25 protein-coding genes and 2 tRNA genes are annotated in these 25,369 nt (G+C 70.0%); 6 read left to right on the top strand and 21 right to left on the bottom strand.

The genetic code is table 11. The features are described from left to right. The first annotated feature begins 62 nt into the window (after positions 1-62). Both ACTJI8_RS19080 and ACTJI8_RS19075 read left to right on the top strand, forming a co-directional pair. Complete coding sequence (locus tag ACTJI8_RS19080; RefSeq protein ID WP_440735079.1) at positions 63-1,739, top strand: purine-cytosine permease family protein; 1,677 nt, start codon at positions 63-65, stop codon at positions 1,737-1,739. Positions 1,740-1,886: 147 nt separating this feature from the next. Further along, complete coding sequence (locus tag ACTJI8_RS19075) at positions 1,887-2,270, top strand: MmcQ/YjbR family DNA-binding protein (RefSeq protein ID WP_440735012.1); 384 nt, start codon at positions 1,887-1,889, stop codon at positions 2,268-2,270. A 65-nt stretch (positions 2,271-2,335) separates the two neighbouring features. On the opposite strand, the gene ACTJI8_RS19070 is transcribed toward ACTJI8_RS19075, so the two are convergent. The 6 genes from ACTJI8_RS19070 to serS all read right to left on the bottom strand — a co-directional run bounded on the left by ACTJI8_RS19070 (position 2,336) and on the right by serS (position 7,483). After that, a tRNA-Ser gene (locus ACTJI8_RS19070) sits at positions 2,336-2,424 on the bottom strand. Positions 2,425-2,488: 64 nt separating this feature from the next. Beyond that, positions 2,489-3,736, bottom strand: coding sequence for an LCP family protein (locus ACTJI8_RS19065; protein WP_440735011.1), 1,248 nt, complete (start codon positions 3,734-3,736; stop codon positions 2,489-2,491). A gap of 27 nt (positions 3,737-3,763) precedes the next feature. Then, complete coding sequence (locus ACTJI8_RS19060) at positions 3,764-5,020, bottom strand: LCP family protein (RefSeq protein ID WP_440735010.1); 1,257 nt, start codon at positions 5,018-5,020, stop codon at positions 3,764-3,766. A 59-nt stretch (positions 5,021-5,079) separates the two neighbouring features. Beyond that, positions 5,080-5,164 (bottom strand) — tRNA-Ser (locus ACTJI8_RS19055). 136 nt (positions 5,165-5,300) lie between these two features. Beyond that, the gene (locus ACTJI8_RS19050) at positions 5,301-6,149 is read right to left on the bottom strand and encodes an HAD family hydrolase (RefSeq protein WP_440735009.1); all 849 of its coding nucleotides are present in this window, start codon (positions 6,147-6,149) and stop codon (positions 5,301-5,303) included. Further along, positions 6,146-7,483, bottom strand: coding sequence for a serine--tRNA ligase (gene serS, locus ACTJI8_RS19045; protein ID WP_440735008.1), 1,338 nt, complete (start codon positions 7,481-7,483; stop codon positions 6,146-6,148). The genes ACTJI8_RS19050 and serS overlap by 4 nt, the downstream gene beginning before the upstream one ends. Positions 7,484-7,616: 133 nt before the next feature. Between serS and ACTJI8_RS19040 the strand changes: the two genes are divergently transcribed. Next, entirely contained in the window at positions 7,617-8,612 is a 996-nt protein-coding gene (locus tag ACTJI8_RS19040) for a diacylglycerol/lipid kinase family protein (RefSeq protein ID WP_440735007.1), read from the top strand. 6 nt (positions 8,613-8,618) lie between these two features. Here the strand turns inward: ACTJI8_RS19040 and ACTJI8_RS19035 are convergent, their stop codons facing one another. From ACTJI8_RS19035 to ACTJI8_RS19020, 4 genes are all read right to left on the bottom strand, one after another. Next, complete coding sequence (locus ACTJI8_RS19035) at positions 8,619-9,338, bottom strand: hypothetical protein (protein WP_440735006.1); 720 nt, start codon at positions 9,336-9,338, stop codon at positions 8,619-8,621. Positions 9,339-9,409: 71 nt separating this feature from the next. Continuing rightward, positions 9,410-10,870 carry a cardiolipin synthase gene (gene cls / locus ACTJI8_RS19030; RefSeq protein WP_440735005.1) on the bottom strand — a complete coding sequence of 487 codons (1,461 nt, stop codon included), beginning with the start codon at positions 10,868-10,870 and terminating at the stop codon, positions 9,410-9,412. A 106-nt stretch (positions 10,871-10,976) separates the two neighbouring features. Continuing rightward, a complete protein-coding gene (locus ACTJI8_RS19025) occupies positions 10,977-11,153 on the bottom strand; it encodes a hypothetical protein (protein WP_309336988.1) in 177 nt (58 codons plus the stop codon). A 104-nt stretch (positions 11,154-11,257) separates the two neighbouring features. After that, positions 11,258-11,614 (bottom strand): winged helix-turn-helix transcriptional regulator, encoded by a 357-nt coding sequence (locus ACTJI8_RS19020; protein ID WP_440735004.1) that lies wholly within the window; start codon positions 11,612-11,614, stop codon positions 11,258-11,260. Positions 11,615-11,708: 94 nt separating this feature from the next. Between ACTJI8_RS19020 and ACTJI8_RS19015 the strand changes: the two genes are divergently transcribed. Beyond that, positions 11,709-12,563, top strand: coding sequence for an SDR family oxidoreductase (locus ACTJI8_RS19015; protein ID WP_440735003.1), 855 nt, complete (start codon positions 11,709-11,711; stop codon positions 12,561-12,563). 270 nt (positions 12,564-12,833) lie between these two features. Then, positions 12,834-14,105 (top strand): DUF4192 family protein, encoded by a 1,272-nt coding sequence (locus ACTJI8_RS19010; RefSeq protein WP_440735002.1) that lies wholly within the window; start codon positions 12,834-12,836, stop codon positions 14,103-14,105. Between the two features lie 67 nt (positions 14,106-14,172). Here ACTJI8_RS19010 and lysS read toward each other — a convergent pair whose 3' ends face one another. The 11 genes from lysS to hpt form a co-directional block, all read right to left on the bottom strand. Continuing rightward, positions 14,173-15,711 (bottom strand): lysine--tRNA ligase, encoded by a 1,539-nt coding sequence (lysS, locus tag ACTJI8_RS19005; protein WP_440735001.1) that lies wholly within the window; start codon positions 15,709-15,711, stop codon positions 14,173-14,175. Between the two features lie 122 nt (positions 15,712-15,833). Next, a complete protein-coding gene (locus ACTJI8_RS19000) occupies positions 15,834-16,523 on the bottom strand; it encodes a DUF2520 domain-containing protein (protein ID WP_440735000.1) in 690 nt (229 codons plus the stop codon). Further along, the gene (locus ACTJI8_RS18995; RefSeq protein WP_440734999.1) at positions 16,520-18,349 is read right to left on the bottom strand and encodes a PH domain-containing protein; all 1,830 of its coding nucleotides are present in this window, start codon (positions 18,347-18,349) and stop codon (positions 16,520-16,522) included. Before ACTJI8_RS18995 ends, ACTJI8_RS19000 begins: the two co-directional genes overlap by 4 nt. Beyond that, a complete protein-coding gene (locus ACTJI8_RS18990; RefSeq protein WP_440735078.1) occupies positions 18,346-18,951 on the bottom strand; it encodes a PH domain-containing protein in 606 nt (201 codons plus the stop codon). The genes ACTJI8_RS18995 and ACTJI8_RS18990 overlap by 4 nt, the downstream gene beginning before the upstream one ends. Positions 18,952-19,006: 55 nt before the next feature. Further along, the gene (locus ACTJI8_RS18985) at positions 19,007-19,522 is read right to left on the bottom strand and encodes a DUF3180 domain-containing protein (RefSeq protein WP_440734998.1); all 516 of its coding nucleotides are present in this window, start codon (positions 19,520-19,522) and stop codon (positions 19,007-19,009) included. Continuing rightward, a complete protein-coding gene (gene folK, locus ACTJI8_RS18980; RefSeq protein ID WP_440734997.1) occupies positions 19,519-20,073 on the bottom strand; it encodes a 2-amino-4-hydroxy-6-hydroxymethyldihydropteridine diphosphokinase in 555 nt (184 codons plus the stop codon). Before folK ends, ACTJI8_RS18985 begins: the two co-directional genes overlap by 4 nt. Further along, a complete protein-coding gene (folB, locus tag ACTJI8_RS18975) occupies positions 20,070-20,462 on the bottom strand; it encodes a dihydroneopterin aldolase (RefSeq protein ID WP_440734996.1) in 393 nt (130 codons plus the stop codon). The genes folK and folB overlap by 4 nt, the downstream gene beginning before the upstream one ends. Before the next feature lie 66 nt (positions 20,463-20,528). Next, positions 20,529-21,320 (bottom strand): dihydropteroate synthase, encoded by a 792-nt coding sequence (gene folP, locus ACTJI8_RS18970; RefSeq protein WP_440734995.1) that lies wholly within the window; start codon positions 21,318-21,320, stop codon positions 20,529-20,531. Beyond that, positions 21,317-21,925, bottom strand: coding sequence for a GTP cyclohydrolase I (folE, locus tag ACTJI8_RS18965; RefSeq protein WP_440734994.1), 609 nt, complete (start codon positions 21,923-21,925; stop codon positions 21,317-21,319). The genes folP and folE overlap by 4 nt, the downstream gene beginning before the upstream one ends. Before the next feature lie 3 nt (positions 21,926-21,928). Continuing rightward, positions 21,929-23,932: an ATP-dependent zinc metalloprotease FtsH gene (gene ftsH / locus ACTJI8_RS18960; protein WP_440734993.1), complete on the bottom strand. Its 2,004-nt coding sequence runs from the start codon at positions 23,930-23,932 to the stop codon at positions 21,929-21,931. Between the two features lie 138 nt (positions 23,933-24,070). Then, positions 24,071-24,622 carry a hypoxanthine phosphoribosyltransferase gene (gene hpt, locus ACTJI8_RS18955; RefSeq protein ID WP_440734992.1) on the bottom strand — a complete coding sequence of 184 codons (552 nt, stop codon included), beginning with the start codon at positions 24,620-24,622 and terminating at the stop codon, positions 24,071-24,073. A gap of 120 nt (positions 24,623-24,742) precedes the next feature. Between hpt and ACTJI8_RS18950 the strand changes: the two genes are divergently transcribed. Continuing rightward, entirely contained in the window at positions 24,743-25,348 is a 606-nt protein-coding gene (locus ACTJI8_RS18950) for a DUF937 domain-containing protein (RefSeq protein ID WP_440734991.1), read from the top strand. The last annotated feature ends 21 nt before the right edge of the window (positions 25,349-25,369 follow it).

Raw genomic sequence — 25,369 nt, 5'->3', positions numbered from 1 at the left:
GCTCACCTGCACCGCTCGCTCCGTGTCCATCCCCCGACGAACGGATCCGCATGACCATCGAAATGACCCGCCCCGAGGACGCCGGCCCCACAACGACGGGCGAGGGCGGTGAGACGACCGATGCGCGCGCCGCGACCAAGGAGAGCCTCGAGGACTACACGCTGCGCTTCGCGCCGCGCAGCTACCGCAAATGGGCGCCCGGCGTCGTCGCGACCAGCGCCCTGGGCGGAATCGCCTACCTCGCCGACTTCTCGATCGGTGCCAACATCGGCATCACGCACGGCACCGTGAATGCGCTGCTGGGCATTGCCGTCGCCGCCGTGGTGATCTTCGTGACCGGCATCCCGCTCGCGTACTACGCCGCGCGCTACAACCTCGATCTCGACCTCATCACCCGCGGATCCGGTTTCGGATACTACGGATCCGTCATCACGAACGTGATCTTCGCGACCTTCACCTTCATCTTCTTCGCCCTCGAGGGCTCGATCATGGCGCAGGGTCTTCAGCTCGGCCTCGGGATCCCGCTGTGGCTGGGCTATTTCGTGTCCACCGTCATGGTGATCCCGCTGGTGATCTACGGCATGAAGGTGCTGTCCAAGCTCCAGGTGTGGACGACGCCGCTGTGGCTGGTGCTCATGGTGCTGCCCTTCGCCTACCTCGTGATCACGCACCCGTCCTCGGTCGGCGAATTCTTCGCGTTCCACGGCCAGGGGGACGGATCCGTGTCCTTCTCGTCCGTCATGCTCGCCGCCGGCGTGTGCCTGTCGCTGATCGGGCAGATCGCCGAGCAGATCGACTATCTCCGGTTCATGCCGCCGAAGACCTCGGCGAACCGGCGCCGCTGGTGGGCCGCCGTGATCATCGCCGGCCCCGGCTGGGTCGTGTTCGGTGCGATCAAGCAGGCGGTGGGGCTGTTCCTCGCGGTCTACCTGATCTCGACGCTCGACCCGCAGGCGTCTGCGAGCGCGAACGAGCCGGTGCACCAGTTCCTCGGCATCTACCAGCAGATGGTGCCCGGCTGGCTGGCCATGACGCTCGCCGTGGCGCTCGTGGTGATCTCCCAGATCAAGATCAACGTCACGAACGCGTACTCGGGATCACTCGCATGGACGAACGCGTACACCCGCATCACGAAGAGCTATCCCGGACGCGTGGTCTTCGTCGTCGTGAACGTGGCCATCGCGCTCGTGCTGATGGAGGCCAACATGTTCGCCTTCCTCAACACCGTGCTCGGGTTCTACGCCAACCTCGGCATGGCGTGGATCGTCACGGTCGCGACGGACATCGCGATCAACAAGTACGTCCTGAAGCTCTCGCCGAAGCAGCCCGAATTCCGCCGCGGCATGCTCTACGCCTGGAACCCGGTCGGGATCGTCTCCCTCCTGCTCAGCGGCGGCATCTCCATCGCGATGTTCTTCGGGGTGTTCGGAGCGGCCGTGCAGCCGTTCTCGCCGGTGTTCGCCGTGCTGATCGCGTTCGTCGCGACTCCGGTCATGGCGATCCTCACTCGCGGCCGCTACTACCTCCGCCGCACGGACGACGGCATCGACCTGCCTCTGCTCGACGCGGACGGCAACCCGAGCGCGGAGAAGCTGCTCGACGTCGCCACCGGCATCTCCTTCGAACGCCCGGACATGCTCGCCTCGGCGGTACCCGGCCCGAACGGCGAGAAGCAGTACATCTCGTCGCTGTCGCTCGCGACCGACCGCAGCGGGGAGCACGTGCTGCCGGCCCAGTGACCCCGGCGACGGATGCGGGGGCGCGTTTGTTTCCGCGCACCCCCGCATCCGTCTGCAGCGCGAGTGATCACGCCGAATGTCGCGGAGGCTCCGGCGAAACCCCAGCGCCATTCCGTTCGTGTCCGAGGGGATGCCTAGTCTCGACGCATGGCCACGCTCGATGATCTGCGTCGTGTCGCCGCCCGCCTGCCCGGCAGTGAGGAGCGCGCGATGACCGGCGGTGCCGCCTGGTTCGTCCGCAACAAGCTCTTCGCGTGGGAGTGCTCGCCGTGGCCGAGCATCCCGGAAGACCTCCGTGAGGTCATCGCGTCGGAGCTTGTGGTCGGCGTGAAGGTCGCCGACGCGCTCGATGCGCTCGCGTTGCGGGAAATGGCGCCGGACGTGTTCCTCCGCCAGACGACACGGTGGGGCGAGCCGAAGATCGCGTTCCGGATGCGGGCGATCGACGACGATCATCTCGCCGAACTCGTGACCGAGGCATGGCGGGTGCAGGCGCCCCAGTACCTGCGCCGGGAGTTCGACGACGGGTAGATCCTCGTCAGAAAGAGGGCGGCGGGAGGAAACCCTGAAGATGTCTCTGCTCAGGATTTTCGTTGCGGAGACGGAGGGATTTGAACCCTCGGTCCCCTTGCGAGGACTCCACCTTAGCAGGGTGGTGCACTAGGCCTGACTATGCGACGTCTCCAGATGTCCGGCATGCCGAACACCAGGGACCATCCTAACGGGTCCGCGAGGGCCTTGCGAACCGGCTAGGAGTCGCCGCCGTTCGAGCAGGTCTCCTGGTTCGCCGACTGACCCGTGATGTTCTCGGGCAGCGTGACGGGACCGGCCGTCTCGCCAGGCGCCGGCGTCGCCCCATCCGGCGTCGTCGGGTCGGTGGGCGCGGGTGTGGCCGGCACGACAGCATCGCGCTGACCGGTCACCTGGATCCGCTCGTTCGCGGCGAGCGCCGCCCACAGCAGGTCGGCGCTGTCGCGGTCCGGGATGACTTTGACGCCGGGGTTGTCCGGGTCGTCGAACACCGGATAGTTGACGAAGTTGATCTCGTCGAGCGGCACGTCCTTCATCGCCAGCGCGATCTGCACCAGCAAGCTGGGGCTGGTCAGCGTGGTGCTCGGCGTCACGTTGGACATCACAGTGTTCGCGAGCTTCAGCAGTGTGCCGGGGTTGCCGAGCACCTCGGCGGAGACCATCTTGCGCGCAAGTGACGACATGTACACCTGCTGGTTGCTGCCCCGGCTCAGGTCTCCCCCGTCGCCGACGCCGTGCCGCACGCGCAGGAACTGCAGCGCCCAGTAGCCCTGCAGCGTGTGCGTGCCCGGACCCAGCTCGAGGCCGGTGTTGTCCGGGTCGCTGATGCCGTTGGCGACGCACACGTCGACTCCGCCGATCGCGTCCGTGATCTTCATCACGCCGCCCCACGTCACCTTCGCGGCGAACTGGATGTCGAGGCCCGACACCTCGCTGATCGTGCGGTGCACGCACGCGAGGCCGTTCTTCGGGCCGCCGATGCCGATGGCCTCGTTGAGCGGCGCCTTCTCCCTGGGGCTCGTGTCGTTCCCCTCCGAGTCGACGCACGACGGGATCGGCACCATCAGGTCGCGCGGGAACGTGATGACGGTCACCCGTCGCGGGTTGTCCGAGATGTGCAGCAGAAGGTTCGTGTCGTTGCGCTCACCGCCGGCCTCGGGATCCGAGCACCGGTCGCCGAACTGCGCTTTGAAGTCGTCCTCGCAGACGTCGCTGCCGACGAGCAGCATGTTCACGCCGCCCTTGATCGCGCCGATGTCTGGCGGCACCGACTCCTCGCCGTCGAGGGCGACCGCACCCTCTCCGAAGGTGCGGCTCAGGTCGTACGCGACGTATGCCGCGACGCCGACGCCGGAGACCAGCATCACCGCCAGGACGATGCCGACGATCTTCAGGAGCTGGCTCCCCGCGCTCGGGCGGCTCAGCTGGCCGTGCCCGGTAACCGGCCGTCGCGTGCGGGGAGTCATCCCCACACGCTACCGTCGGGAAGCTGCTCAGCCTTCGAAGCCGTTGCCGTTGGAGCAGGTCTGCTGCGCCGCGGACTGCCCCGAGACGTTCTTCGGCAGCTCGACGGGGCCCGAGGTCGCGCCGGGCGTCGGAGTCGCGGACGGATCCGTCGTCGCGGGACCGGTCGTCGCGGGATCCGTCGGCGTCGGCGTCGCGGAGACGACCGCGTCGTCGCGCTGACCGGCGACCTGGATCGGCTGGTTCGCCGCGAGCGCCGCCCAGAGCTGGTCCGCACTGTCGGTGTCCGGCACGACCTTGTTCGGGTTGTCGGGGTCGGTGAGCACCGGGTAGTTCACGAAGTTGATCTGGTCCAGCGGCACGTCCTTCATCGCCAGCGCGATCTGCACGAGCAGCGTCGGGCTGGTCAGGGTGGTGCTGGGGGTGACGTTCGACATCACCGTGTTCGCGAGCTTGAGCAGCGTGCCGGGGTTGCCGAGCACCTGGGCCGACACCATCTTGCGGGCCAGCGACGACATGTACACCTGCTGGTTGCTGCCGCGACCGAGGTCGCTGCCGTCGCCGACGCCGTGCCTCGTGCGCAGGAACTGCAGCGCCTCATAGCCCTGCAGCGTGTGCGTGCCCGGCGTGAGCTTGAGCGCGGTGTCGGGATCGTCGATGCCGTTCGCGATGCAGACGTCGACGCCGCCGATCGCGTTCGTGATCTCGATCACGCCGCCCCAGGTGATCTTCGCGGCGAACTGGATGTCGAGACCGGAGACCTTGCTGATCGTGCGGGCGACGCAGTTCAGTCCGCCCGTCTCGAGCGTGACGTTGATCGGCTGCTTGGACATCTCGCTGGTCGCATTGCCCTGCGCATCGGTGCACGACGGGATCGGGACCATGAGGTCACGCGGGAAGGTGATGACGGTCACCCGGCGCGGACTGTCGGAGATGTGCAGCACCAGGTTCGTGTCGTTGCGCTCGCCCTCGTTGCCCGGATCCGAGCAGCGATCGCCGAACTCCGCCGAGAACTTCGCCTCGCAGATGTCGCTTCCGACGAGCAGCATGTTCACGCCGCCCTTGATCGCACCGATGTCCGGTGGCACCGACGCTTCGCCATCCAGAGCGACCGCGTTCGCACTGAACGTGTGGCCCAGGTCGTAGGCGACGTATGCCGCGACGGAGACACCCGAGACGAGCACCACAGCCATGGCGATGCCGAGGATCTTCATCAGCTGGCTCCAGGCGCTCGGACGGCGCAGCTGGCCGTGTCCGGCGACGGGGCGTCGGGATCGGGGCGTCACGCTCACACGGTGCCTTTCACGTTCAGCGGGGTGAACCGCGCCACCCTGCGCTCACTCAGCGGAGAGTGTGGGATTCGAACCCACGGGACATTGCTGCCCACTGGTTTTCAAGACCAGGTCCTTCGGCCGCTCGGACAACTCTCCTCGGCGCGCATGCGCACGCCGAACAGGGGTCGAGTCTAACGGAGAACCGGGTAGCGCCCTGCGAGCGCTTCTCCATTGTGCCCGGACGCGGCTGGGCGGCCGCTGAGTGAAAGCCTGATGGCGGCGCAGAAGAGGATCAGGAGGCCGCGGGAACGGTGAGCACGATCCGCTCGATGGCCGTGGCGAGTCCGCCGTCCTCAACGTCGCCGGTGACCTCACCGGCCGCGGCCTTGACCTCCTCAGGCGCCTGCCCCATCGCCACCGCGCGACCTCCGAAACCGCGCGCCCAGGCGAACATGCCGAGGTCGTTGCGGCCATCTCCGGCGACCATCACGAGGTCGCCCTCGCCGCCGAGCGTCTCCCGCACGCGAGCCAGAGCGGTGCCCTTGTCCACGCCGCGGGGCGCGATGTCGAGCCACGCGGTCCAGCCGATCGCGTACGACACCTCGTTGAGCCCGGCGTCCTGCACGAGCCGGTGGAAGTCGTCCTCGTCGTGGCCCGGCGAGACCACGACCACGCGCGACACCTCCTGGGCGCTCAGCTCGGCGAAGGAGACCTGGCGCCCGCCGTCGAGCGTCCAGTCGTCGAGCTCGGCGGTGTATAGGCGCTGGCCGGATCCGAGCTCCACCATGTACCGCGCGTCGGGCAGACGGTCGTGCAGCAGCGCGAGCACGGCGGAGGGGTCGAAGGTCTCCACGTTCCAGCGCTCATAGCCGTCTACGGCGAGGCCTGCTGCGGCCTCCGCGGCCGACCCGATGCGCCGCATGGTGACCGCACCGTTCGAGCACACCACGAACTCGGGGCGGATCTCGAGCTGGTCGAGGAAGCGGTGCGTGCCCATCCAGCTGCGGCCGGTCGCGAGCATGACCTCGTGGCCTGCGTCGCGCGCGCGAGCCACGGCGTCGGGGACGCCCGGGCTCATCGTCTCGTCCTGCAGCAGGATGGTGCCGTCGATGTCGAGGGCGATGAGCCAGGCGTTCGTCATGCGTTCGAGCCCTCGGCCTCCACGGCGCCTTCGACAGGCTCAGGGACCGATGCGGCGCCGAGCGGGCGGAGCACTTCGAGCCCGCCGAGATAGGGACGCAGGACCTCCGGCACCCGCACGGATCCGTCCTCCTGCTGGTGCGTCTCGAGGATCGCGACGATCCAGCGCGTGGTGGCCAGGGTGCCGTTCAGCGTCGCCACGTGCTGGGTCTTCGCCGTGCCCTCCACCGCGTCCGGCCGGTGCCGGATGTCGAGGCGGCGCGCCTGATACGTGGTGCAGTTCGACGTGGAGGTGAGCTCGCGGAATGCGCCCTGCGTGGGCACCCACGCCTCGATGTCGTACTTTCGCGCGGCACTGGATCCGAGATCCCCTGCCGCCACGTCGATCACCCGGTAGGACAGGCCGAGCGCCGTGAGCATCTCCTCCTGCAGCGCGACGAGGCGAAGGTGCTCGGCCTCGGCGTCCTCGGGGGTCGTGTAGACGAACATCTCGAGCTTGTTGAACTGGTGCACGCGGATGATGCCGCGGGTGTCCTTGCCATAGGAACCGGCCTCGCGGCGGTAGCAGGTGGACCAGCCGGCGTAGCGCAGGGCGCCGCGGGACAGGTCGACGATCTCCCCGGAGTGATAGCCGGCCAGGGCCACCTCGCTGGTGCCGACGAGGTAGAGGTCGTCGTCCTTGTCGAGGTGGTAGACCTCGTCGGCGTGCTTGCCGAGGAAGCCGGTCCCCTGCATGATCTCCGGGCGCACCAGCGTGGGCACGATCATCGGGGTGAATCCGGCGGCGAGAGCCTTGTCCAGCGCGAGGTTCATGAGCGCGATCTCGAGCCGCGCGCCGATGCCGGTGAGGAAGTAGAACCGGGCGCCGGAGACCTTCGCCCCGCGCTCCATGTCGATCGCGCCGAGGAGCTCGCCGATGGCGAGGTGGTCGCGCGCCTCGAAGTCGAACGTCGGGGTCTCGCCGACCCGGCGCAGCTCGACGAAGTCGTCCTCGCCGCCGGCGGGGACTCCGTCGATGACGACGTTCTCGATCGCGGCGAGCGCTTCCGCCGCGACCTCCGCGGCCTCGTTCGACGCGGCCTGCGCCTGCTTCACCCGCTCGGCGAGGTCCTTCGCCTGCGCGACGAGCGCGGCCTTCTCGTCTTTCGGCGCCTTCGCGACCTGCTTGCCGAACGCGTTCTGCTCGGCGCGCAGCTCCTCGAACGCGGAGAGCGCCGCACGGCGTGATCGGTCGGCCTCGATCGCCGCATCGACGGTCTCCGGCGCGTTGCCGCGCGCGGCCTGGGATTGACGGACGAGCTCGGGCTCGTCGCGGAGAAGGGCGAGGTCGATCACCTGACAAGTCTAGGGCGTCGTCTTCGGGCCTCTCTCTGCGTCGAGTCGTCCCCCTGAGCACGGGCTATAGGTCGCGCTCAGGGGGACGACTCGATCGAGAGAAGCGCGGGAGGCCGCGGGCTAGGCTGAGCGCATGACTGACGAGGCCGGACGCCCGCGCGCCGCACTCGTCGTCAACCCGGTCAAGGCCGATGCGCCGAAGCTCGTCGAACTGCTGCGCACGCTGTCGGCCGAGGCGGGCTGGGACGCCCCGCTCATCGTCGAGACTTCCGTGCAGGATCCCGGCCAGGAGGCCACCCGCATCGCCCTCGCCGACGGGGTCGCCGCCGTGCTGGTTGCCGGCGGTGACGGCACCGTCCGCGCCGTGTCCGAGACGATGGCGGGCACCGGGATTCCGCTGGCGATCGTGCCCAGCGGCACGGGCAACCTCCTCGCCCGCAATCTGGGCCTGGCGCTGGACACGCCGTCGACAGTGATCGACGCGGTGTTCCACGGCGACCGCCATCCGGTCGACATCGGCTGGGCGGAACTGACCCGCGCGGACGGGAACGTGCAGAGGCACGGGTTCGTCGTGCTCGCCGGCATCGGACTGGACGCGCACATGATCGCGAACACCCGTCCGGGCCTCAAGAAGTCCGTGGGCTGGGTGGCCTACGTCGACGGCGCCGCGCGTTCCCTGCCCGGCGCGAAGCCGTTCCGCATCATGTACGCGGTGGACGACCTCAAGCTGCACTCGGTCAAGGTGCACAGCATGCTGTTCGCGAACTGCGGGGCGCTGCCCGCGGGCATCGCGCTCATCCCCGACGCCTCGATCACCGACGGCACCCTCGACGTCGCGGTCATCCAGGCGCGCGGTCCGTTCGGCTGGCTGGCGGTGTGGCGCACCGTGTGGTGGCAGAACTCGGTGCTGCGTCGCAGCAAGGCCGGGAGGCGCATGATCGAGCTCACCGGATCCGGCGGCTCGATCCGCTACCTCCAGGGCAGCGATGCGGATGCTGCCACCACCGAGCCCGCCCCCGTCGAACTGGACGGCGACGAGTTCGGCGAGGCCGTGCGGATCCATTGCCGGATCGACCCGGGCGCGCTGCTGGTGGCAGTGCCGGCCGGGCACGTGATCAGCCCGGCCTGACCGACGTCAGCCGATGACGGTGACCGTGCCGTCCAGGTGGTCGCCCTTGAGCGTCAACGTGTAGCCGGCAGGATCGGCGGGCGCGTTCACGCCGAGCATCGTGATCCGGGGCACGAAGTCCATGGTGCAGACCTGGGTGGCGTCGGTCTGGAACGTCACGGTCGCCCCGGTCTTGTCCTGATTCTCGGTCAGATCGGTCACGACCGGCCGGCACGTCGAGGATCCCCAGGTCAGGAGCATGATCCCATTGTCGGAGAACCAACCGGCACTGGGTTTGCCGTCGCCGCTGCCGCCGGTGCTGAGCGCGCTGCTCCCCTCGAGGGGAAGCCGCCCCTGGAAGCCGCCGCCCTGGAACGACAGGGTCACGTCCTTGGACGCGTCGATGCCTTCGGGCACGCCGATGAACGTCGCCCGCGGCACGAAGTCGGCCGTGCACACGGCCTTCGGATCCGGTTCGGCGAGCGTCACCATGACCGTCTGCCCGTCGGCCTTCACGTCCTCGGCGACGGGGGTGCAGGCGAGCGAGGAGGACCCGTAGGTGACGAGCCCGATCCCGCGCCCGCCGTCCAGCCAGGCCGCCGCAGGATCCGTGGACGGCTCGGGCGATGCCGTCGAATCGGCGGTCGGGATGGGTGGGCTCACCGGCTCGAGCTGGGCGCAGCCCGCCAGGGCGATCGTCGCGGACGCGGCGAGCGCCGCAATGGCCAGAGCGGTCCGGTTCCTCATGCGCTCATGTTATCCAGCGCGGATTCGGGCCACCATGCCCCGGGCGGTCCCGGGATCACCCGCGCCGCACGCTACTGCAGCGACGAGGTGAGCCGAGCGAGGTTGTCCAGCACCGTGGATCGCAGCGGCTGCTGCATCCACTCCTCGAGCGTCAGCTCGCGGCTGAGCGAGCGGTAGCGGTCTTCGACCTCGCGCAGCTCCCGCACGAACTCCTCGCCGCGCACGAGCATCGAGATCTCGAGGTTCAGACCGAACGAGCGCATGTCCATGTTGCTGGATCCGATGACCGCGACATCGTCGTCGATCGTGAGGCTCTTGGTGTGCAGGATGTATGGCTTGCGATACATCCAGATCCGCACGCCGGCACGCAGCAGCGCCTCGTAGTAACTGCGCTGCGCATGGTAGACGATCGCCTGGTCACCCTCCTCCGAGACGAACAGCTCGACCTGGAGCCCGCGGTCGCACGCCGTCGAGACCGCGAGCAGCAGCGCCTCGTCCGGCACGAAGTAGGGGCTCACGATCATGATCTTGCGCTCAGCGGCGTACAGCAGGCCGAGGAACAGCCGGAGGTTGTTCTCCGCCTCGAAGCCGGGGCCCGAGGGCACGATCTGGCAGTCCAGGTCGCCGCTGCCGCTCTCCGTCGGCGCGAAAGCGACGGAGTCCGGCACGTCGTCGGTCTCGCTGTACCAGTCGGACAGGAAGACCGCGTTCACGCTTCCGACCACGGGACCGTCGACGCGCACCATCAGGTCGACCCAGTGCAGACCGCGCTTGATGTTCTTGGGCAGGTTGTAGGTCGAGTCGGTGACGTTCTGCGATCCGAGGAACGCCACCTCATTGTCGACGACGAGGAGCTTGCGGTGATTGCGCAGATCGGGGCGCTGCGTGCGTCCCTTGAGCGGCTGCACCGGCAGCATCAGGTGCCAGTCGGCACCCATCGCATCCAGCCGGGCGATGGTCTGCTTGTAACGCGGTTTCCACCGGTTCGCCCAGTGATCCAGCAGCACCCGCACGGGCACGCCGCGGGCGGCCGTCTCCTCCATCGCGCGGAAGAAGTTGTCGGTCGAGGCGTCCGACTGCAGGATGTAGAACTCGACGTGCACGAACTCGGTCGCGTCCCGGATCGCATCGGCCATGGCGTCGAGCGAGGCCTGGTAGTCGGAGATCAGGTGCGCGCCGTTGTCCCCGAACAGCGGCAGGGCCCCGAGGCGCTGGTTCATGCGCACCAGGGAGGCGAGGCTCTCCGGCATCTCCGCATCGGAGCGCCCCAGATGCAGGTCCTTCGTGACCTCGGCGATGGTCTCGTTGATGAGGTCCTGCTTCTTGCGCCTCGCGCGGGGCAGCCGCGGATTCCCGATCAGCAGGAACAGCAGTACCCCGATGTACGGGATGAAGTAGATCGCCAGCAACCACGCCGTCGCGGCCGTGGGGCGGCGGTTGCGCGGCACGACGATGATCGCGATGATGCGGATCGTGAGGTCGATCAGAAGAGCCGCAACCGCGATGATCAGGGCCCACACGTTGGGGTCCATGCGCCACTCCTGACCCGGGAAGAGTCGCCGATCGGCGACTTCGTCCCACAGTAGCGGCTGGAGCGGACAACGCCCGGAGGCGGCTCAGTGGCAGTTCAGTCGCGGCTCAGGAGGAGCGCGGCGGCAGGCCGCGGGCGGCGCGTTCCTCGGCCTCGATCCGCGCGTGCGTCTGCCGCTCGGTGCGGTCGAAGCGCAGGATCCCGCGGAGCACGAACCAGAACACGACGCAGACGACGATCGTGGGGATCACCGACCACGCGGCGGCCACCCAGAATTCGTCCATGCTGCGATCCTACCCGGGGCTCCGGTGGGCCCGCTGGGAGCGGCCATCGCCGTTCCGCCCGAGAGGCACGAGGAGTGCTCGCCGGCGGTCGGGTGCCCGGCGCGCTACACCATCTCCTCGGCGTGCTCGGCGACCCAGGCGACGAGCGGGAGCATCCTCTCCATGAGGTCGCGGCCGAGCGGGGTCAGGCTGTACTCCACGTGGGGCGGGACGGCGGGGAACGACTCCCGATGCACGAGGCCGTCCGAAGCGAGCGTGCGCAGGGTGGACGCGAGCATCTTCTCGCTGATGCCGTCGACCCGACGGCGCAACTCGCCCCAGCGCAGGGTGTCGTCCGACAGCGCCGAGAGCACCAGGACGCCCCACTTGCTCATGATGTGGTCCAGAACGACGCGCGTCTGGCATCCCTCCTCGAAAAGCCGATCCTGGGATGACCGGATCTGCGCAAAACTAACGACCATGTGGGTACCTTACCTCAAAGTGGGTACCGATCTTCGGGAAGGTGTCCGTTCCGGGATGCGTTGCGACGTGCGAACCCTCTAGGAAAGGAACGCCATGACCATCCTCGTCACCGGTGCCACCGGCCACCTCGGCCGCCTCATCATCGACAGCCTCCTCGCCCGCGGCGTCGACGCGTCGAGCATCCGAGCAGGCGCGCGCGACATCGCCAAGGCATCCGACCTCGCGGCGCGGGGCGTGCAGGTCGTCGCTCTCGACTACGACGCGCCGGAGACCGTCGCGGCGGCGGCGGACGGTGCGGATGCCGTGATGCTCGTCTCGGGCAGCGAGGTGGGCAAGCGCGCCCCGCAGCACCAGGCCGTGATCGACGCAGCGAAGAACGCGGGCGTCGCGAAGCTCGTCTACACGAGCGCCCCGAAGGCGACGACCAGCGATCTTGTGCTCGCCCCGGAGCACAAGGCCACCGAGGAGGCGATCGCGGCCTCCGGACTCCCCGCCGTGATCCTCCGCAACAACTGGTACACCGAGAACTACGCCGCAGACGTCGCGCGGGCGAAGGACACCGGCGTCATCGCCGCCAGCGTCGGCGACGGCCGGATCGCCTCTGCCAGCCGCGCCGACTTCGCGGAAGCGGCCGCCGTGGTGCTCACCGAGGACGGCCACCTCGGCCAGGTCTACGAACTGGCCGGCGACATCGCCTGGAACTTCGACGACCTCGCCGCCGCGGCGACCGAGATCACCGGCCGCGAGGTCCGGTACACGCCGCTGAGCACCGAGGAGCACGCGGCCGCGCTGGAGGCCGCAGGACTGGACTCCGGGACGATCTGGTTCGTGACCACGCTCGACGCGGGTATCCGTGCCGGCGCGCTCGCGGAGACCGACGGTACCCTCGCGCGCCTCATCGGACGCCCCACGACCCCCCTCGTCGACGGCTTGCGCGCCGCGATCTGAACGGCGGTGGTCCCGGCCTGCATAGGGGCCGCTGCGCCATGACGATCCCGAAGGAACCGTGGAGGCTCGCGGAGACGGCGTTCACCCCTCGTCGAGTTCGACAAGGGGTGAACGCCGGCCGCGCAGGCCGACCCGAACTCCCCGCCCTCGTTTCCGCTGGTGCCCTCAGGAGCACTCGATCAGTCCGCACAATCAGACCCGAGTGGATCCTGTTCCCCTGTTCCGTTCCTGACGCGGAGCCGGGTCCGGCCGGATGCCCATCGTGGATCCATGACAACGATCGTCCATGCCGCGGGCGCCGCCGAGCTGCTCGCCGCCATCCCCGTGCTCACCGGCTTCACTCCGCGCGACTCCGTGGTGCTGCTGCCCTTCCGCGGATCGCGCACCGCCGGCGCGCTCCGCTTCGACCTGCCGGCGGGGTCCGTCGGATCCGCTCCTCCCACCGGGCAGCCGTCGCCCTCGTCGGCTCGGGCTCACCGCGGCACAGAACCCGCTGCCTCGACGCCCGCCCCCACCGCGGAGGAGTTCGCCGCGACGGCGATCGGACTGGCCTGCCGCGTCCCCGACACGGATGCGCTTGCGATCACGGTGTACGCCGACGAGACGGCTCCCAGGCCGCGAACGGCGCCCGGCGCGGGGCTTGCGTCCGTGGCTGCGTCCGGCGCCGACGCATCGCTCTCTGACACAGAGCTGCCCGCCGCGTCGCTCGTGGAGGAACTGGTCCGTCGCGCCGAGGCGTGCGGTCTGCACGTGGTCGAGGCGCTGTTCGTCGGGCCCGGATCCTGGGCGGACTACCGCGACCCGCAGGCCGCGCCGCATCCGTTGGCGGACGTGCCGCCCCCGCCCTCGGTGCCGGGCTTCGCCGGGCCCGCCCCGGATCAGTTCAGCGGCACCGAGCTGCCGTCCCCCGGACTGTTCGCGGCGGAATCCGTCGGCCGCGCGCTCCTCGCCCTCGAACGCGTGCTCGGCTCCGCCACCCCCGGGCGCACACCGCCGGCAGCCGTGGAGCGAACGGATCCGAGGGCCATGGAGACGGCGCTGCTGCTGGACGATCTGCCGTCGTTCCTGGAGGAGGTGCTGGATTCACCCGAGGCGCTGTCGCCGTTCGCGACGGCCGCGCTCGTGTGGATCCTGAACCGTCCGGCACTGCGGGATGTCGCACTCGTGCAGTGGGCCAGCAGCATCGACCGCGGCGACCAGGCGCTGGCCGCGCAGCTGGGCCACGGCCTGAGCGGATCCGCCGTGCCGCCGGATATCGCCGGCATCCTGATCGGGCACGGCCGGCGTCCGGATTGCGATCGGCTGGGCGTGGCTCTGGCCCTGGTCCGCCGCACGATCACGCTCGCCCCACGCCTGGTGCGGGGCGGCCCGCTCGCGGCCGCCGCGTGGTTGTCGTGGGCGATCGGCCGCTCGACGCACGCCGCGCAGTACCTCGATCAGGCGCAGGCCATGGACCCCGAGCTCACCTTCGCGCAGCTGCTGCGCACGGTGGTCGACGCCGGCATGCTGCCGGACTGGTCCTTCCGCGCCGCCGCAGCATGATGCCCGCGGGATCGGCCCCGCGAGATCCACCCTGCGGCGGACGGCTGCTTCGCCAGGCTCGTCGCGGCTACTTCACCAGCGGGAACAGGATCGTCTCGCGGATGCCCAGGCCCGTCACGGCCATGAGCAGGCGGTCGATGCCCATGCCCATTCCACCGGTCGGCGGCATGCCGTGCTCGAGCGCGCGCAGGAATTCGTCGTCCACGCGCATCGCCTCGAGGTCGCCGCCCGCGGCGAGCTTCGCCTGCTCGACGAAGCGCTCGCGCTGAATGACGGGGTCGACGAGCTCGGAGTACCCGGTGGCGAGCTCGAAGCCGCGCACGTAGAGGTCCCACTTCTCCACGACACCCGGAATCGAGCGGTGCTCGCGCACGAGCGGGGAGGTGTCGACGGGGAAGTCCATGACGAACGTCGGCCGCTCCAGACCGCTCTTGACGAAGTGCTCCCACAGCTCCTCGATGAGCTTGCCGTGGGTGGCGTGCGGCGGGATGTCGACCCCGTTCGCCTCGGCGAACGCGATGAGGTCGGAGACCGGGTCGGACGGGGTGAAGGTGCGCCCCGCCGCCTCGGACAGGGAGTCGTACATCGAGATGCGCGCCCACTGCCCACCGAGGTCGTACTCGGTGCCGTCAGCCCAGGTGACCAGGGTGGATCCGGCCACCGCGATCGCCGCGTTCTGGATCAGCTCCTGGGTGAGGTCGGCGATCCCGTTGTAGTCGGAGTAGGCCTGGTAGGCCTCGAGCATGGCGAACTCGGGGCTGTGCGTGGAGTCGGCGCCCTCGTTGCGGAAGTTGCGGTTGATCTCGTAGACGCGCTCGATGCCGCCGACGACCGCGCGCTTGAGGTAGAGCTCCGGCGCGATGCGCAGGTAGAGCTCGGTGTCGAACGCGTTCGAGTGCGTGATGAACGGACGCGCCGAGGCGCCGCCGTGCTGCACCTGCAGCATCGGGGTCTCCACCTCGAGAAAGTCGTGGCTCGTGAAGGTCTGGCGCAGGCTGGCGTTCACGGCGGCACGGGCGCGCACGGTGCTGCGGGCCTGGTCGCGCAGGATCAGGTCGAGGAAGCGGCTGCGCACGCGGCCCTCCTCGCTGAGCTCGCCGTAGGCGTTGGGCAGCGGCAGGATCGCCTTGGACGCGATCGTCCAGCTGTCGGCCATGATCGACAACTCGCCACGGCGGCTGGAGATCACCTCGCCGTGCACGAACACGTGGTCGCCGAGGTCGACGAGCTCCTTCCACTGCGCGAGGGACTCCTCCCCCACGTTGGCGAGCGAGATCATCGCCTGGATCCGGGATCCGTCGCCCGCCTGCAGCGAGGCGAAGCAGAGCTTGCCGGTGTTGCGGCTGAACACCACGCGTCCGGCGACACCGACGAGCACTCCGGTCTCCGCACCCGGCTCGAGCTCGCCGTATTCGGCGCGCAGCTGCGGGATCGTGTGCGAGACCGGCACAGCCACCGGGAACGCGCCGCCCGCGGCGTCCGCACGGTCGGCGATCAGCCGCTCGCGCTTGGCGAGGCGCACCGCCCGCTGCTCGAAGGTGTCCTCAGCTGCGGGGTCCCCCGAGGGGTCGCTGCTGTCGGGGGTCGGCGCGGGCGCGTCAGTCATGGGTGGGGCTCCTCGGAAGTCGCCGCCAAGTCTACCGGCGTGCGCCTTCGCGGCCGCCGGGCACAGCGCGGCTGGCCCCAAGCTTGCCCGCCCTCCCGGGACCGAAAAGCGTCAGAACAGCGTCAGAGCGGATCGCCCGTGGAGACCTCGCGCAGGGCGCGGTCGAAGGTCGAGGAGACGAGCGCGGACAGGTACCCGCCCGGGTTCTCCACACCGATCCCGCGCAGGATCCCGGTCGCCTGCCCGACGATCGAGCGTGCGAACTCCGAGGCCGTCGAGATGGCCTCGGCGTAGGCCGGCCGGTCCGCTTCCTCGATGACAACCGGCTCGCAGCCGAGCTCGACCGCGAGCGCCTGGGCGATCGGCAACACCATCGCCGGCGCCGTCACCGCGGCGTACGAGGCGTGCAGCTGGCGCAGGTCGAGCGTGGTGCCCGTGAACGAGATCGCCGGATGCACGGCGAGCGGGATCGCGCCGGTGCGCACCGCAGGCTCCAGCACATCCGTGCCATAGGCGGGATCGGTGTGCAGCACGAGCTGACCCGGTTGCCAGGCTCCCACCTCGGCGAGGCCCGCGACCAGTCCGGGCAGCTGGTCGTGCGGCACCGCGATCACGACGAGCTGCGAAGCGCGCACGAGGTCGGGGGCGTCCATCACCGCGACGCCCGGCAGCACCGCGGTCGCGCGGTCCGGGTCGGATCCTGCCGTGATGCCGACGAGGGCGTGGCCGGCGCCGCCCAGAGCGGCGCCGATCACCGGTCCCACGTGTCCTGCGCCGATGATGCCGACGTCGAGGCGCCCCGCACGCGTCATGCGGCACCGTCCGCGGATCCGCCCAGGCTTGAGGATCCGCCCGACCCGGCAGATCCGCTCAGCCCCGCGGGGAGGCCGTGCCCGGCGGGGAGATCGTCCCCGGCGGGGCCATATCCGGCGGGAAGACCGTGGCTTGCGGGCGCCGGGTCGTGCTCTTCGGCCCAGCGGTGCGCCCGGTCCGCGGCGGCCGCGCGCGCGGCCTCCACCGACAGCGTGTTCAGCATGCCGAGCAGCGCCTGGCTGTCCAGCCCCGAGACATCGCCCCGCACAGGGCCGACGGCGGAGTGCGCCTGAGCCTTGGCGACGCCCTGCGCCCGGTCGATCGGGCCCTGGTGCAGCGAGAAGCCCTGCAGCCGTGCGAGCGGGAACACGGCCAGCTGCCGCCAGATCCGGCCGCGGCGCAGCAGCAGCGCGAAGTCGGTGAGGGCGGCGCCGTGCCGGCGCCAGGACAGTGGTCGCCGCCACCAGGCGCGCGGCGGGATCGTCGTGTACGGGTCGTCGGCGACGGGGCCGAGCACGCCCTGCTCCCAGATCAGCGGCAGCACGTCGGCGGGGACGTCGGGCAGGATCAGCCCGAGCACGCGCTCCACATCCGCGCGGGCACCCACCGGCAGCACGATGTTGAACTGCTGCGCCTGGCTGGACTGCTGCTGGGACGCGGCCTTGCCGCTCATCCGGTTGATCCGCACCGACCACCAGCCGAACGGCCGCCACAGCAACGGCTGCATCACCTCGACGGCGAAGATGCGCCCGGGCGGGATGGTCTCCGTCACCGTCGTGAACAGGCCGAACGTGATGCGCACGCCGTCCGGTGTGGGGGCGATCGAGTAACGCAGCGCTCGCGCGATCCTGCTCCAGGTCACCGCGATGGCACCGAGCAGCAGCGGGATGCCCATCGCCAGCGCGATGCCGATCGCGACCGCGCCGCCGGCCGGCCCCGCATCGGCGAGCACCGCGGGCAGGGTGCCGATCATGCCGCCCACGAAGATCACCGCGAACAGTGCGAGCCACGTGAGTCCGGACAGCACGTGCGAACCCACGAGACGCCCGGTGGGGATCCGCAGCACGTGCTCCGGTGCGACGTCATCGAGGTCGACGCCGGCGATCAGCCCGGTGACGCCGGCGTCCATCGACGCCGCGAGCTGCGCGCGCATCGTGCGCGCAGCTGCCGGATCCCCTCCGCGCGTCGCGTCGCGGGCGTGCCGTGCCCCGGAGGCCAGGCGCAGGATGTCGGCGCGCACGGACTCGGCCTTCGCCGTGGAGAGGTACTCCAGCGGCACGTTCGCATCGTTGCCCGCACCGTCGACCTCGAGCTTGGCCAGCCCGATCAGGCGCGCGGGGAACGGGCGGGTGAGGTTCACGCCCTGCACCCGGTCCAGCGGCGCACGGCGGTGCGAGCGGAAGATCACGCCCTTGCGCACCTCGACGTGCGCCTCGGTGATGCGGAAGTCGTGGAAGCGCCACATCAGCCAGAACATCGCCACGAGCAGCACCGCCAGGGCGAGCACGCCCAGCAGCACCACCAGCACCAGGTTGTTGTTCAGCACCCAATCGACGGGGTCGCCCCCGAACTCGGGCACCCGCGCCGGCGTGAACATCGAGATGAACCAGTACACGATCTTCTCGCGCAGGTTCGCGATCAGGTATCCGATCACGATCACCAGTACCAGGCCGCCCTTCATGAGCGGCGTGAGCGGGTGCATCCGGTGCCAGTCGCCATCGGCCAGCGAGGGCGTGCCGGGCGCCTGTGCGGGCGGGCTCCCCCAGGAAGCGACCTGCCCCGGCGCGGGGGGCGAGCCGTACGGCGGCTGCTCGGGCGCGCTCACAGGCCCGTCCGGCGCATCTCGGCGACGTCGATGAGCGTGTCGCGCAGCGACTCCGCCGCGTCCTCGGTCATGCCGGGGATCTCGACGCCGGTGGTCGCGGCGGCCGTGACGAGCTTGAGCTTGGCGATCCCGAACGCCCGGTCGACCGGCCCGCGGGTGATGTCGACGAGCTGCATGCGTCCGTACGGCACCGCGATCATGCGCTGCCACAGGATCCCTCGCCGGAAGACGATGTCGTCGGCGCGCAGCATGTAGCCGATCGCCCTCGCCTGCCGCGGCAGGATCACGAGCTCGAACAGGATCACGACAGCGATCACGCCCGCCACCGTCCAGGCCCACGGCCAGGGCTGAGCGAGCAGGGTCGTGGCGGCGTACGCGCCGACCGCGATCACCGCGAGCAGGAGGATGCGCAGCAGCACCTCGGCGATCACGTATTTCGGCGAGATCTGGTGCCATACGCCGTCCAGCGCGAGCGCGCCGCGGGCCGTCGGCGTGCGCAGGGCCGGATAGGTGTCGTCGTCGAGCACCGGGGCAGCGGCGGGTGCCGCGTCCACGGGCACCGGGATCCCGGCCGGTGCGGGAGCGGATCCGGGCTGCGCCATGGGCGCGGCGGCGGCCTGGGCGCGCGCCTGTGCACGCGTCGGCGGCGCGGCGGCGTCAGAGCCCGGGTTCTGCGGCGGTTCGGGGATGGTCGTCATCGTCGTCCTCCAGGCGCGGCCCGTCGTGGCCGTCGGGGTCGTGGGGCCCGTTTCCGGGCAGCAGGCAGAAGCTCTCCGCGATCACCGCCGCGATCGTGAGCACGAGCGCGGCGACGGCTGTCGCGATGATCGAGCCTATCGGCGGGGTGATCGGACGCGAGAGCAGATAGGCCCCCAGGCCGACGGCGAAGCCGGTGATCCCTGCGCCGACCAGGCTCGAGGCCCTCGCGAGCATCGCGATCCGCACAGCGTGGAACGGGTTGACGCGTGGCAGCGACGCCGACCGTGTGCTGCGCCGGATCGGCCACGCCAGCGCGAGCACGGCGATGGCCAGCAGCACGAGGAAGATCGGCAGCAGGATGGCCGGGGCGAAGGTGGCTCTGCCGGCGGTGGTCAGCGCGTGGTCGAGCAGGAACCCGGCCGCCGCACCGGCGAGCGCGAGCACCAGCAGCACCACCGGGGAGATCCGCTTCATGAGTCGTCCTCGAGCGCAGCCAGCAGGTCGGAGACCCGCCCGCGTCCCGGCAGCACCGCATCAGGATCCACGTCGAGCCACGGCGCCAGCACGAACGCGCGCTCGAACGCGCGCGGGTGCGGCAGCAGCAGGTGCTCGTCGTCGCTGCGGACGTCGCCGTACGCGATCAGGTCGAGGTCGAGAGTGCGGTCGCCCCAGCGCTCGGCGCGGATGCGGCCGTGCTCCTCCTCGATCGCGTGCAGCATGCCGAGCAGCACCTGCGGGGCGAGGCGAGTGGTGACGATCGCGACGGCGTTCGCGAACTCCGGAGCATCCGGATCCGGTCCCTCCAGCCGCACCGCGACCGTGCGGAAGACCTTCGAGACGCGTACGTCGTCCACGAGGGGCAGCCGGCGGATCGCGCGCACCGCCTCATCGATGGTCGAGGTGGTGTCGCCGAGGTTGGAGCCGAGAGCGACGACGGCTTCGACCGGCTCCTCCTCGGGGCGCGGATCGATGACAGGGAGCCTGCGGCCGCGCGGGACGGGCGGGATCGGGTGCGTCGGCGTCATCCTTCGCTCCATTCGCGCTGCGCGTGGCTCACGCGCTGCACCGTCACCGACACGTCGGCGAAGGTCAGCGGGATCGGCGCGTGCGGCTTGTGCACGGTGACCTCGACGCCGTGGATCCGCTCGTCCTCCATCACCACATCCGCGATGCGAGTGGCGAGCGTCTCCAGCAGGTTGACCGGCTCGCCTGCGACGACGGCAGCGACCCGCTCGGCGAGCTCGCCGTAATGCACGGTGTCGGCGACGTCGTCGCTGATCGCGGCCTGACGCACCGACAGGTGCAGACTCAGGTCGACGATGAAGTCCTGGCCGTTCTCGCGCTCATGGTCGAACACGCCGTGCCGCCCGAACACGGTCAACCCGGTCAGCGTGATCGTGTCGAGGAAGTCCATGCCCCCAGCCTACGGCGGCGGGACGACAAGGCTCGCGGATGTCCGCGGCAGGCGAAGCGCGGGCGCTCAGCCGTCCCAGGCGCCGAGCACGGCAAGCGCGTCGCGCGTCCCGGCGACGTCGTGCACCCGCACGGCCCAGGCCCCGGCGCGCGCCGCGAGCACACTCGTCACGGCCGTCGCGAGATCCTTGCGCGCCTCTTCGGCGTCAGCGCCCAGCGCGTCGGCGAGGAAACGCTTGCGCGAGGTGCCCACGAGCACGCGCGGCCCGAGCGCGACGACGTCGGCAAGCTCGCGCAACAGCTCCCAGTTCTGGCCGGCGGTCTTCGCGAAGCCCACCCCGGGGTCCACGATGATCCGCGAGGGCGCGATGCCCGCAGATGCCGCCGCCTCGACGCGCTCGCGCAACTCGGTCGCCACCTCGCGTCCCACCCGGGAGTACTCGGCGCGTGCGTACATGTCCGACGAGGGACCGCGCCAGTGCCCCAGCGCGATGTCGGCGCCCGTTTCGGCGACGGCCGCGAGCATCTCCGGATCCGCGAGTCCACCCGAAACGTCGTTGACGATGCGTGCTCCCGCGCGCACCGCCGCGACCGCGGTGGCGGCGTTCAGGGTGTCCACGCTCACCGGGATCCCCTCCGCGGCGAGGCGCTCGACGACCGGCAGCACGCGGCGCTGCTCCTCGGCGACGGACACCCGCACCGCACCGGGCCGGGTGGACTCCCCACCGATGTCGAGCACGTCGGCCCCCTGCGCGCGCAGCAGCACGCCGTGCCCGACCGCACGGTCGGGATCGGCATAGCGCCCGCCGTCGCTGAACGAGTCGGGGGTGGTGTTGACGATCCCCCAGATCGCGGTCATGCGCCGCCGAGCCCTGAGGCCGTCGAAGAGCCGATCAGCGCGATCAATTCGGCGCGCGCGACCGGATCCGTGTACACACCGCGGGCCGCGATCGTGAGGGTCGACGCCTCGGTCTGACGTCCACCGCGCATGGTGACGCAGCCGTGCACCGCGTCCATCACCACGAGCACACCCTGCGCATCGAGGTGGGAGGCGATCGCATCCGCGACCTGCTCGCCGAGCCGCTCCTGCACCTGCGGACGCGACGCGAGGATCTCGACCACCTTCACGAGGGCGCCGAGCCCCACCACGTGCTCGCCCGGCAGGTACGCGATGTGCGCGTGCCCGGCGAACGGGAGCAGATGATGCTCGCACACCGAACGGAACCGGATCCCGCGCAGCAGCACGGCGCCCGACGGCAGCGTGTCGGGGGCGGGGCCGTGCGAGACGCTGATCGTGTGTGCGAGGGGAGCCCCCGGATCCTCACCGAGTCCGGCGAAGAACTCGACGTAGAGGTCAGCCATCCGCGCCGGGGTCTGCTTCAGCCCAGGGCGCTCCGGATCCTCACCGATCGCGAGCAGCAGCTCACGGGTCAGGCTCGCGACGCGATCCCGATCGACGGCCATCGCTCAGGCCGTCGCGGGGCGCGGCTTCCCGCCGCCCGCGGTGCCCGGCCGGCGCTCCGTCGACGGCTGCGCCGCCTCGGTCGCCGCCGTACCGACCTCGACACCGCGCTGCGGCATCTCGATCGGGGGCAGCAGCGACACCGGACGGTCCTCGCTGGACAGCCACTGCGGACGCTCGGGGAGCTTGCGGATCTCGGTGAAGATCTCCGCGATCTGGTTGTGATCCAGGGTCTCCTTCTCGAGCAGCTCGCGGGCGAGCTTGTCGAGGATGTCGCGGTTGGCGCTGATCACCTCGTACGCCTCGTTGTGCGCCTGCTCGATGAGCGCGCGCACCTGCGTGTCCACCCGCTCGGCGATCGTCTCGGAGTATTCGCGCCCTCGGCCCATGTCGCGGCCGGCGAACGGCTCGCCGCCCTCGGTGCCGAGCTTGACCGGACCGAGGTCGGTGGTCATGCCGTACTCCAGCACCATCTTGCGGGCGATGGACGTGGCCTTCTCGATGTCGTTCGACGCGCCCGTGGTCGGGTCGTGGAACACGATCTCCTCGGCGACGCGGCCGCCCATCGCGTAGGTGAGCTGGTCCTGCAGCTCGTTGCGGGTCACCGAGTACTTGTCGTCCAACGGCAGCACCATCGTGTAGCCGAGGGCCTTTCCGCGCGGCAGGATCGTGATCTTGGTGACCGGGTCGGTGTAGTTCATCGCCGCCGCCGCGAGCGCGTGGCCGCCCTCGTGGTAAGCCGTGATGAGCTTCTCCTTGTCCTTCATCACGCGGGTGCGGCGCTGCGGGCCGGCGATGACGCGGTCGATGGCCTCGTCGAGAGCGCGGTTGTCGATCAGCTGCGCGTTCGAGCGCGCCGTCAGCAGCGCGGCCTCGTTCAGCACGTTCGCCAGGTCGGCGCCGGTGAAGCCAGGCGTCTTGCGGGCGACGACCTCGAGGTCGACGCCGTTCGCGAGCGGTTTGCCCTTCGCGTGCACCTCGAGGATGTGCTGGCGGCCCTTGAGGTCGGGCGCGTCCACGCCGATCTGCCGGTCGAAGCGGCCGGGGCGAAGCAGCGCGGGGTCGAGGATGTCGGGGCGGTTCGTCGCCGCGATCACGATGACGTTCGCGTTCGGGTCGAAGCCGTCCATCTCGACGAGCATCTGGTTCAGCGTCTGCTCGCGCTCGTCGTTGCCGCCACCGAGGCCCGCACCACGGTGCCGGCCGACGGCGTCGATCTCGTCGATGAAGATGATCGCGGGGGCGTTCTCCTTGGCCTGCGTGAACAGGTCACGCACGCGGGAGGCGCCGACGCCGACGAACATCTCGACGAAGTCGGATCCGGAGATCGAGTAGAACGGGGCGCCGGCCTCACCGGCGACGGCGCGGGCGAGCAGGGTCTTGCCTGTTCCGGGAGGGCCGTACAGCAGCACGCCCTTCGGGATCCGCGCGCCGATGGCCTGGAACTTGCCCGGATCCTGCAGGAACTCCTTGATCTCGTGAAGCTCCTCGATGGCCTCGTCCGCACCCGCCACGTCGGCGAACGTGACGGTCGGGTTCTCCTTGCTCACGAGCTTCGCGCGGGACTTGCCGAACTGCATGATCTTGCTGTTGCCGCCCTGGGCGCTGGACAGCAGCCACCAGAAGAGCAGGCCGAGCAGCACCATGGGGATCAGAATCGACAGGAAGCCGTCGAACCAGCTCGCCTTCGGCACCGCGTCGTTGTAGCCGTCCTTGGGCGCGGCGTCGTCGATCGCCTTCACCACGTCGGCAGCGCGGGCCTGCACGTAGTAGAACTGCACCGTCTTGGAGCCCTTGTACTCCTCGGACAGCGTCATGTCCACGCGCTGGTCGCCGTCGGTGTTGACGACCTTCGTGACGCTTCCCTTCTTCAGCAGGTCGAGACCCTCCTGGGTCGAGACCTGCGAGGAGGATCCGAGGTTGCTGATCAGCAGAAAACCGCCGACCAGGAACAGGCCGATCAGCACCACATAGGTCAGCCAACTGCGCGTGATCTTCTTGACATCCATGATCGGATCAGCGTAGCGCGAGAGACTTGAGGCCCTCCTGGGGATTCGCCCACGGCGTACCTGCCGCTCGGTCCCTGACCCTGTCGAAGGGATATCCCGCGAGAGGGCGCTTCGACGGGCTCAGCGACCGGCAGGACCTTACGCGTACACGTGCGGCGCCAGCACCGCGACGTCGCGCAGGTTGCGGTAGCGCTCGGCGTAGTCGAGGCCGTAGCCGACCACGAACTCCGGCGGGATGTCGAAGCCGACGTACTTGCAGTCGATCACGACCTTGGCCGCCTCGGGCTTGCGCAGCAGCGCGAGCACCTCGATCGACGCGGCGCCGCGGGAGGCGAAGTTCTCCAGCAGCCAGCTCAGGGTCAGGCCGGAGTCGATGACGTCCTCGACGATGAGCACGTGCTTGCCGTGCAGGTCGGTGTCGAGGTCCTTGCGGATCTGCACGACACCGCTCGAGCGCGTGCTCGCACCGTAGCTCGACACCGCCATCCAGTCCATCGGCGCCGAGAACGGCAGCGCCCGGGCGAAGTCGGCCATGACCATGACGGCGCCCTTGAGCACTCCGATCAGCAGCAGATCCTTGCCCGCGTAGTCTTCGGCGACTCGCGCCGCGAGCTCATCGAGCTTGGCGCGGATCTCCTCCTCTGTGACGAGGATGTCGGTCAGGTCGTCGGGGATGTCCGCAGCGCGCATGCATCGATTTTACGGGACCGGATCCGTTCTCCCGCAGGAGTGCCGCGCCCGCTACTGTGAGCGGAGAGGCGGGGTTGCGCTTGGGGGAACCGAGCCCCCGTCGCGGACGGAAGGAGTCCCATGGACATCGACGAGATCCTCAACCAGGTGCCGATCGGCGACATCGCGCAGAAGCTCGGCGTCAGCGAGGACGTCGCGCGGCAGGCGGTGCAAGAAGGCGGCGCCGCTCTGCTCGGAGGCCTTGCCAAGAACGCCGAGACCCCGGAAGGCTCCTCCGCGATCGAAGCGGCCCTCGCCAAGCACGACGGCTTCTCCGGCGCGGCATCGGTGGACGACATCGACGAGGCCGACGGTCAGAAGATCGTCTCGCACGTTTTCGGCGACAACGCCGACCAGGTCGCGCAGACCCTGACGAACGATCAGAAGACGGCCGGCATCGACTTCGGCAAGCTGCTCCCGATCCTCGCCCCGATCGTGATGGGGCTCATCGCGAACAGCCAGAAGGGCTCCTCGGCGGGCGGCAGCGGCGGTGGTCTCGGCGACATCCTGGGCGGCCTGCTCGGCGGCGGCCAGCAGCAGGGCTCCTCCGCCGGTGGCGGCGGGCTCGGCAGCATCCTCGGCGGCCTCGGCGGCCTGTTCGGCGGCGGTCAGGGTTCCTCGGCCGGCGGCGCGGGCGGCATCGACATCGGCGGCCTGATCGGCGGCCTTCTCGGCGGCAAGAAGTAACGCGACGGCAAGACCGTTCCA

It is taken from the genome of Microbacterium sp. 22303, from assembly GCF_052045265.1.
Classification (GTDB): domain Bacteria; phylum Actinomycetota; class Actinomycetes; order Actinomycetales; family Microbacteriaceae; genus Microbacterium.
This window is presented reverse-complemented; position numbering and strand designations above follow the sequence as displayed.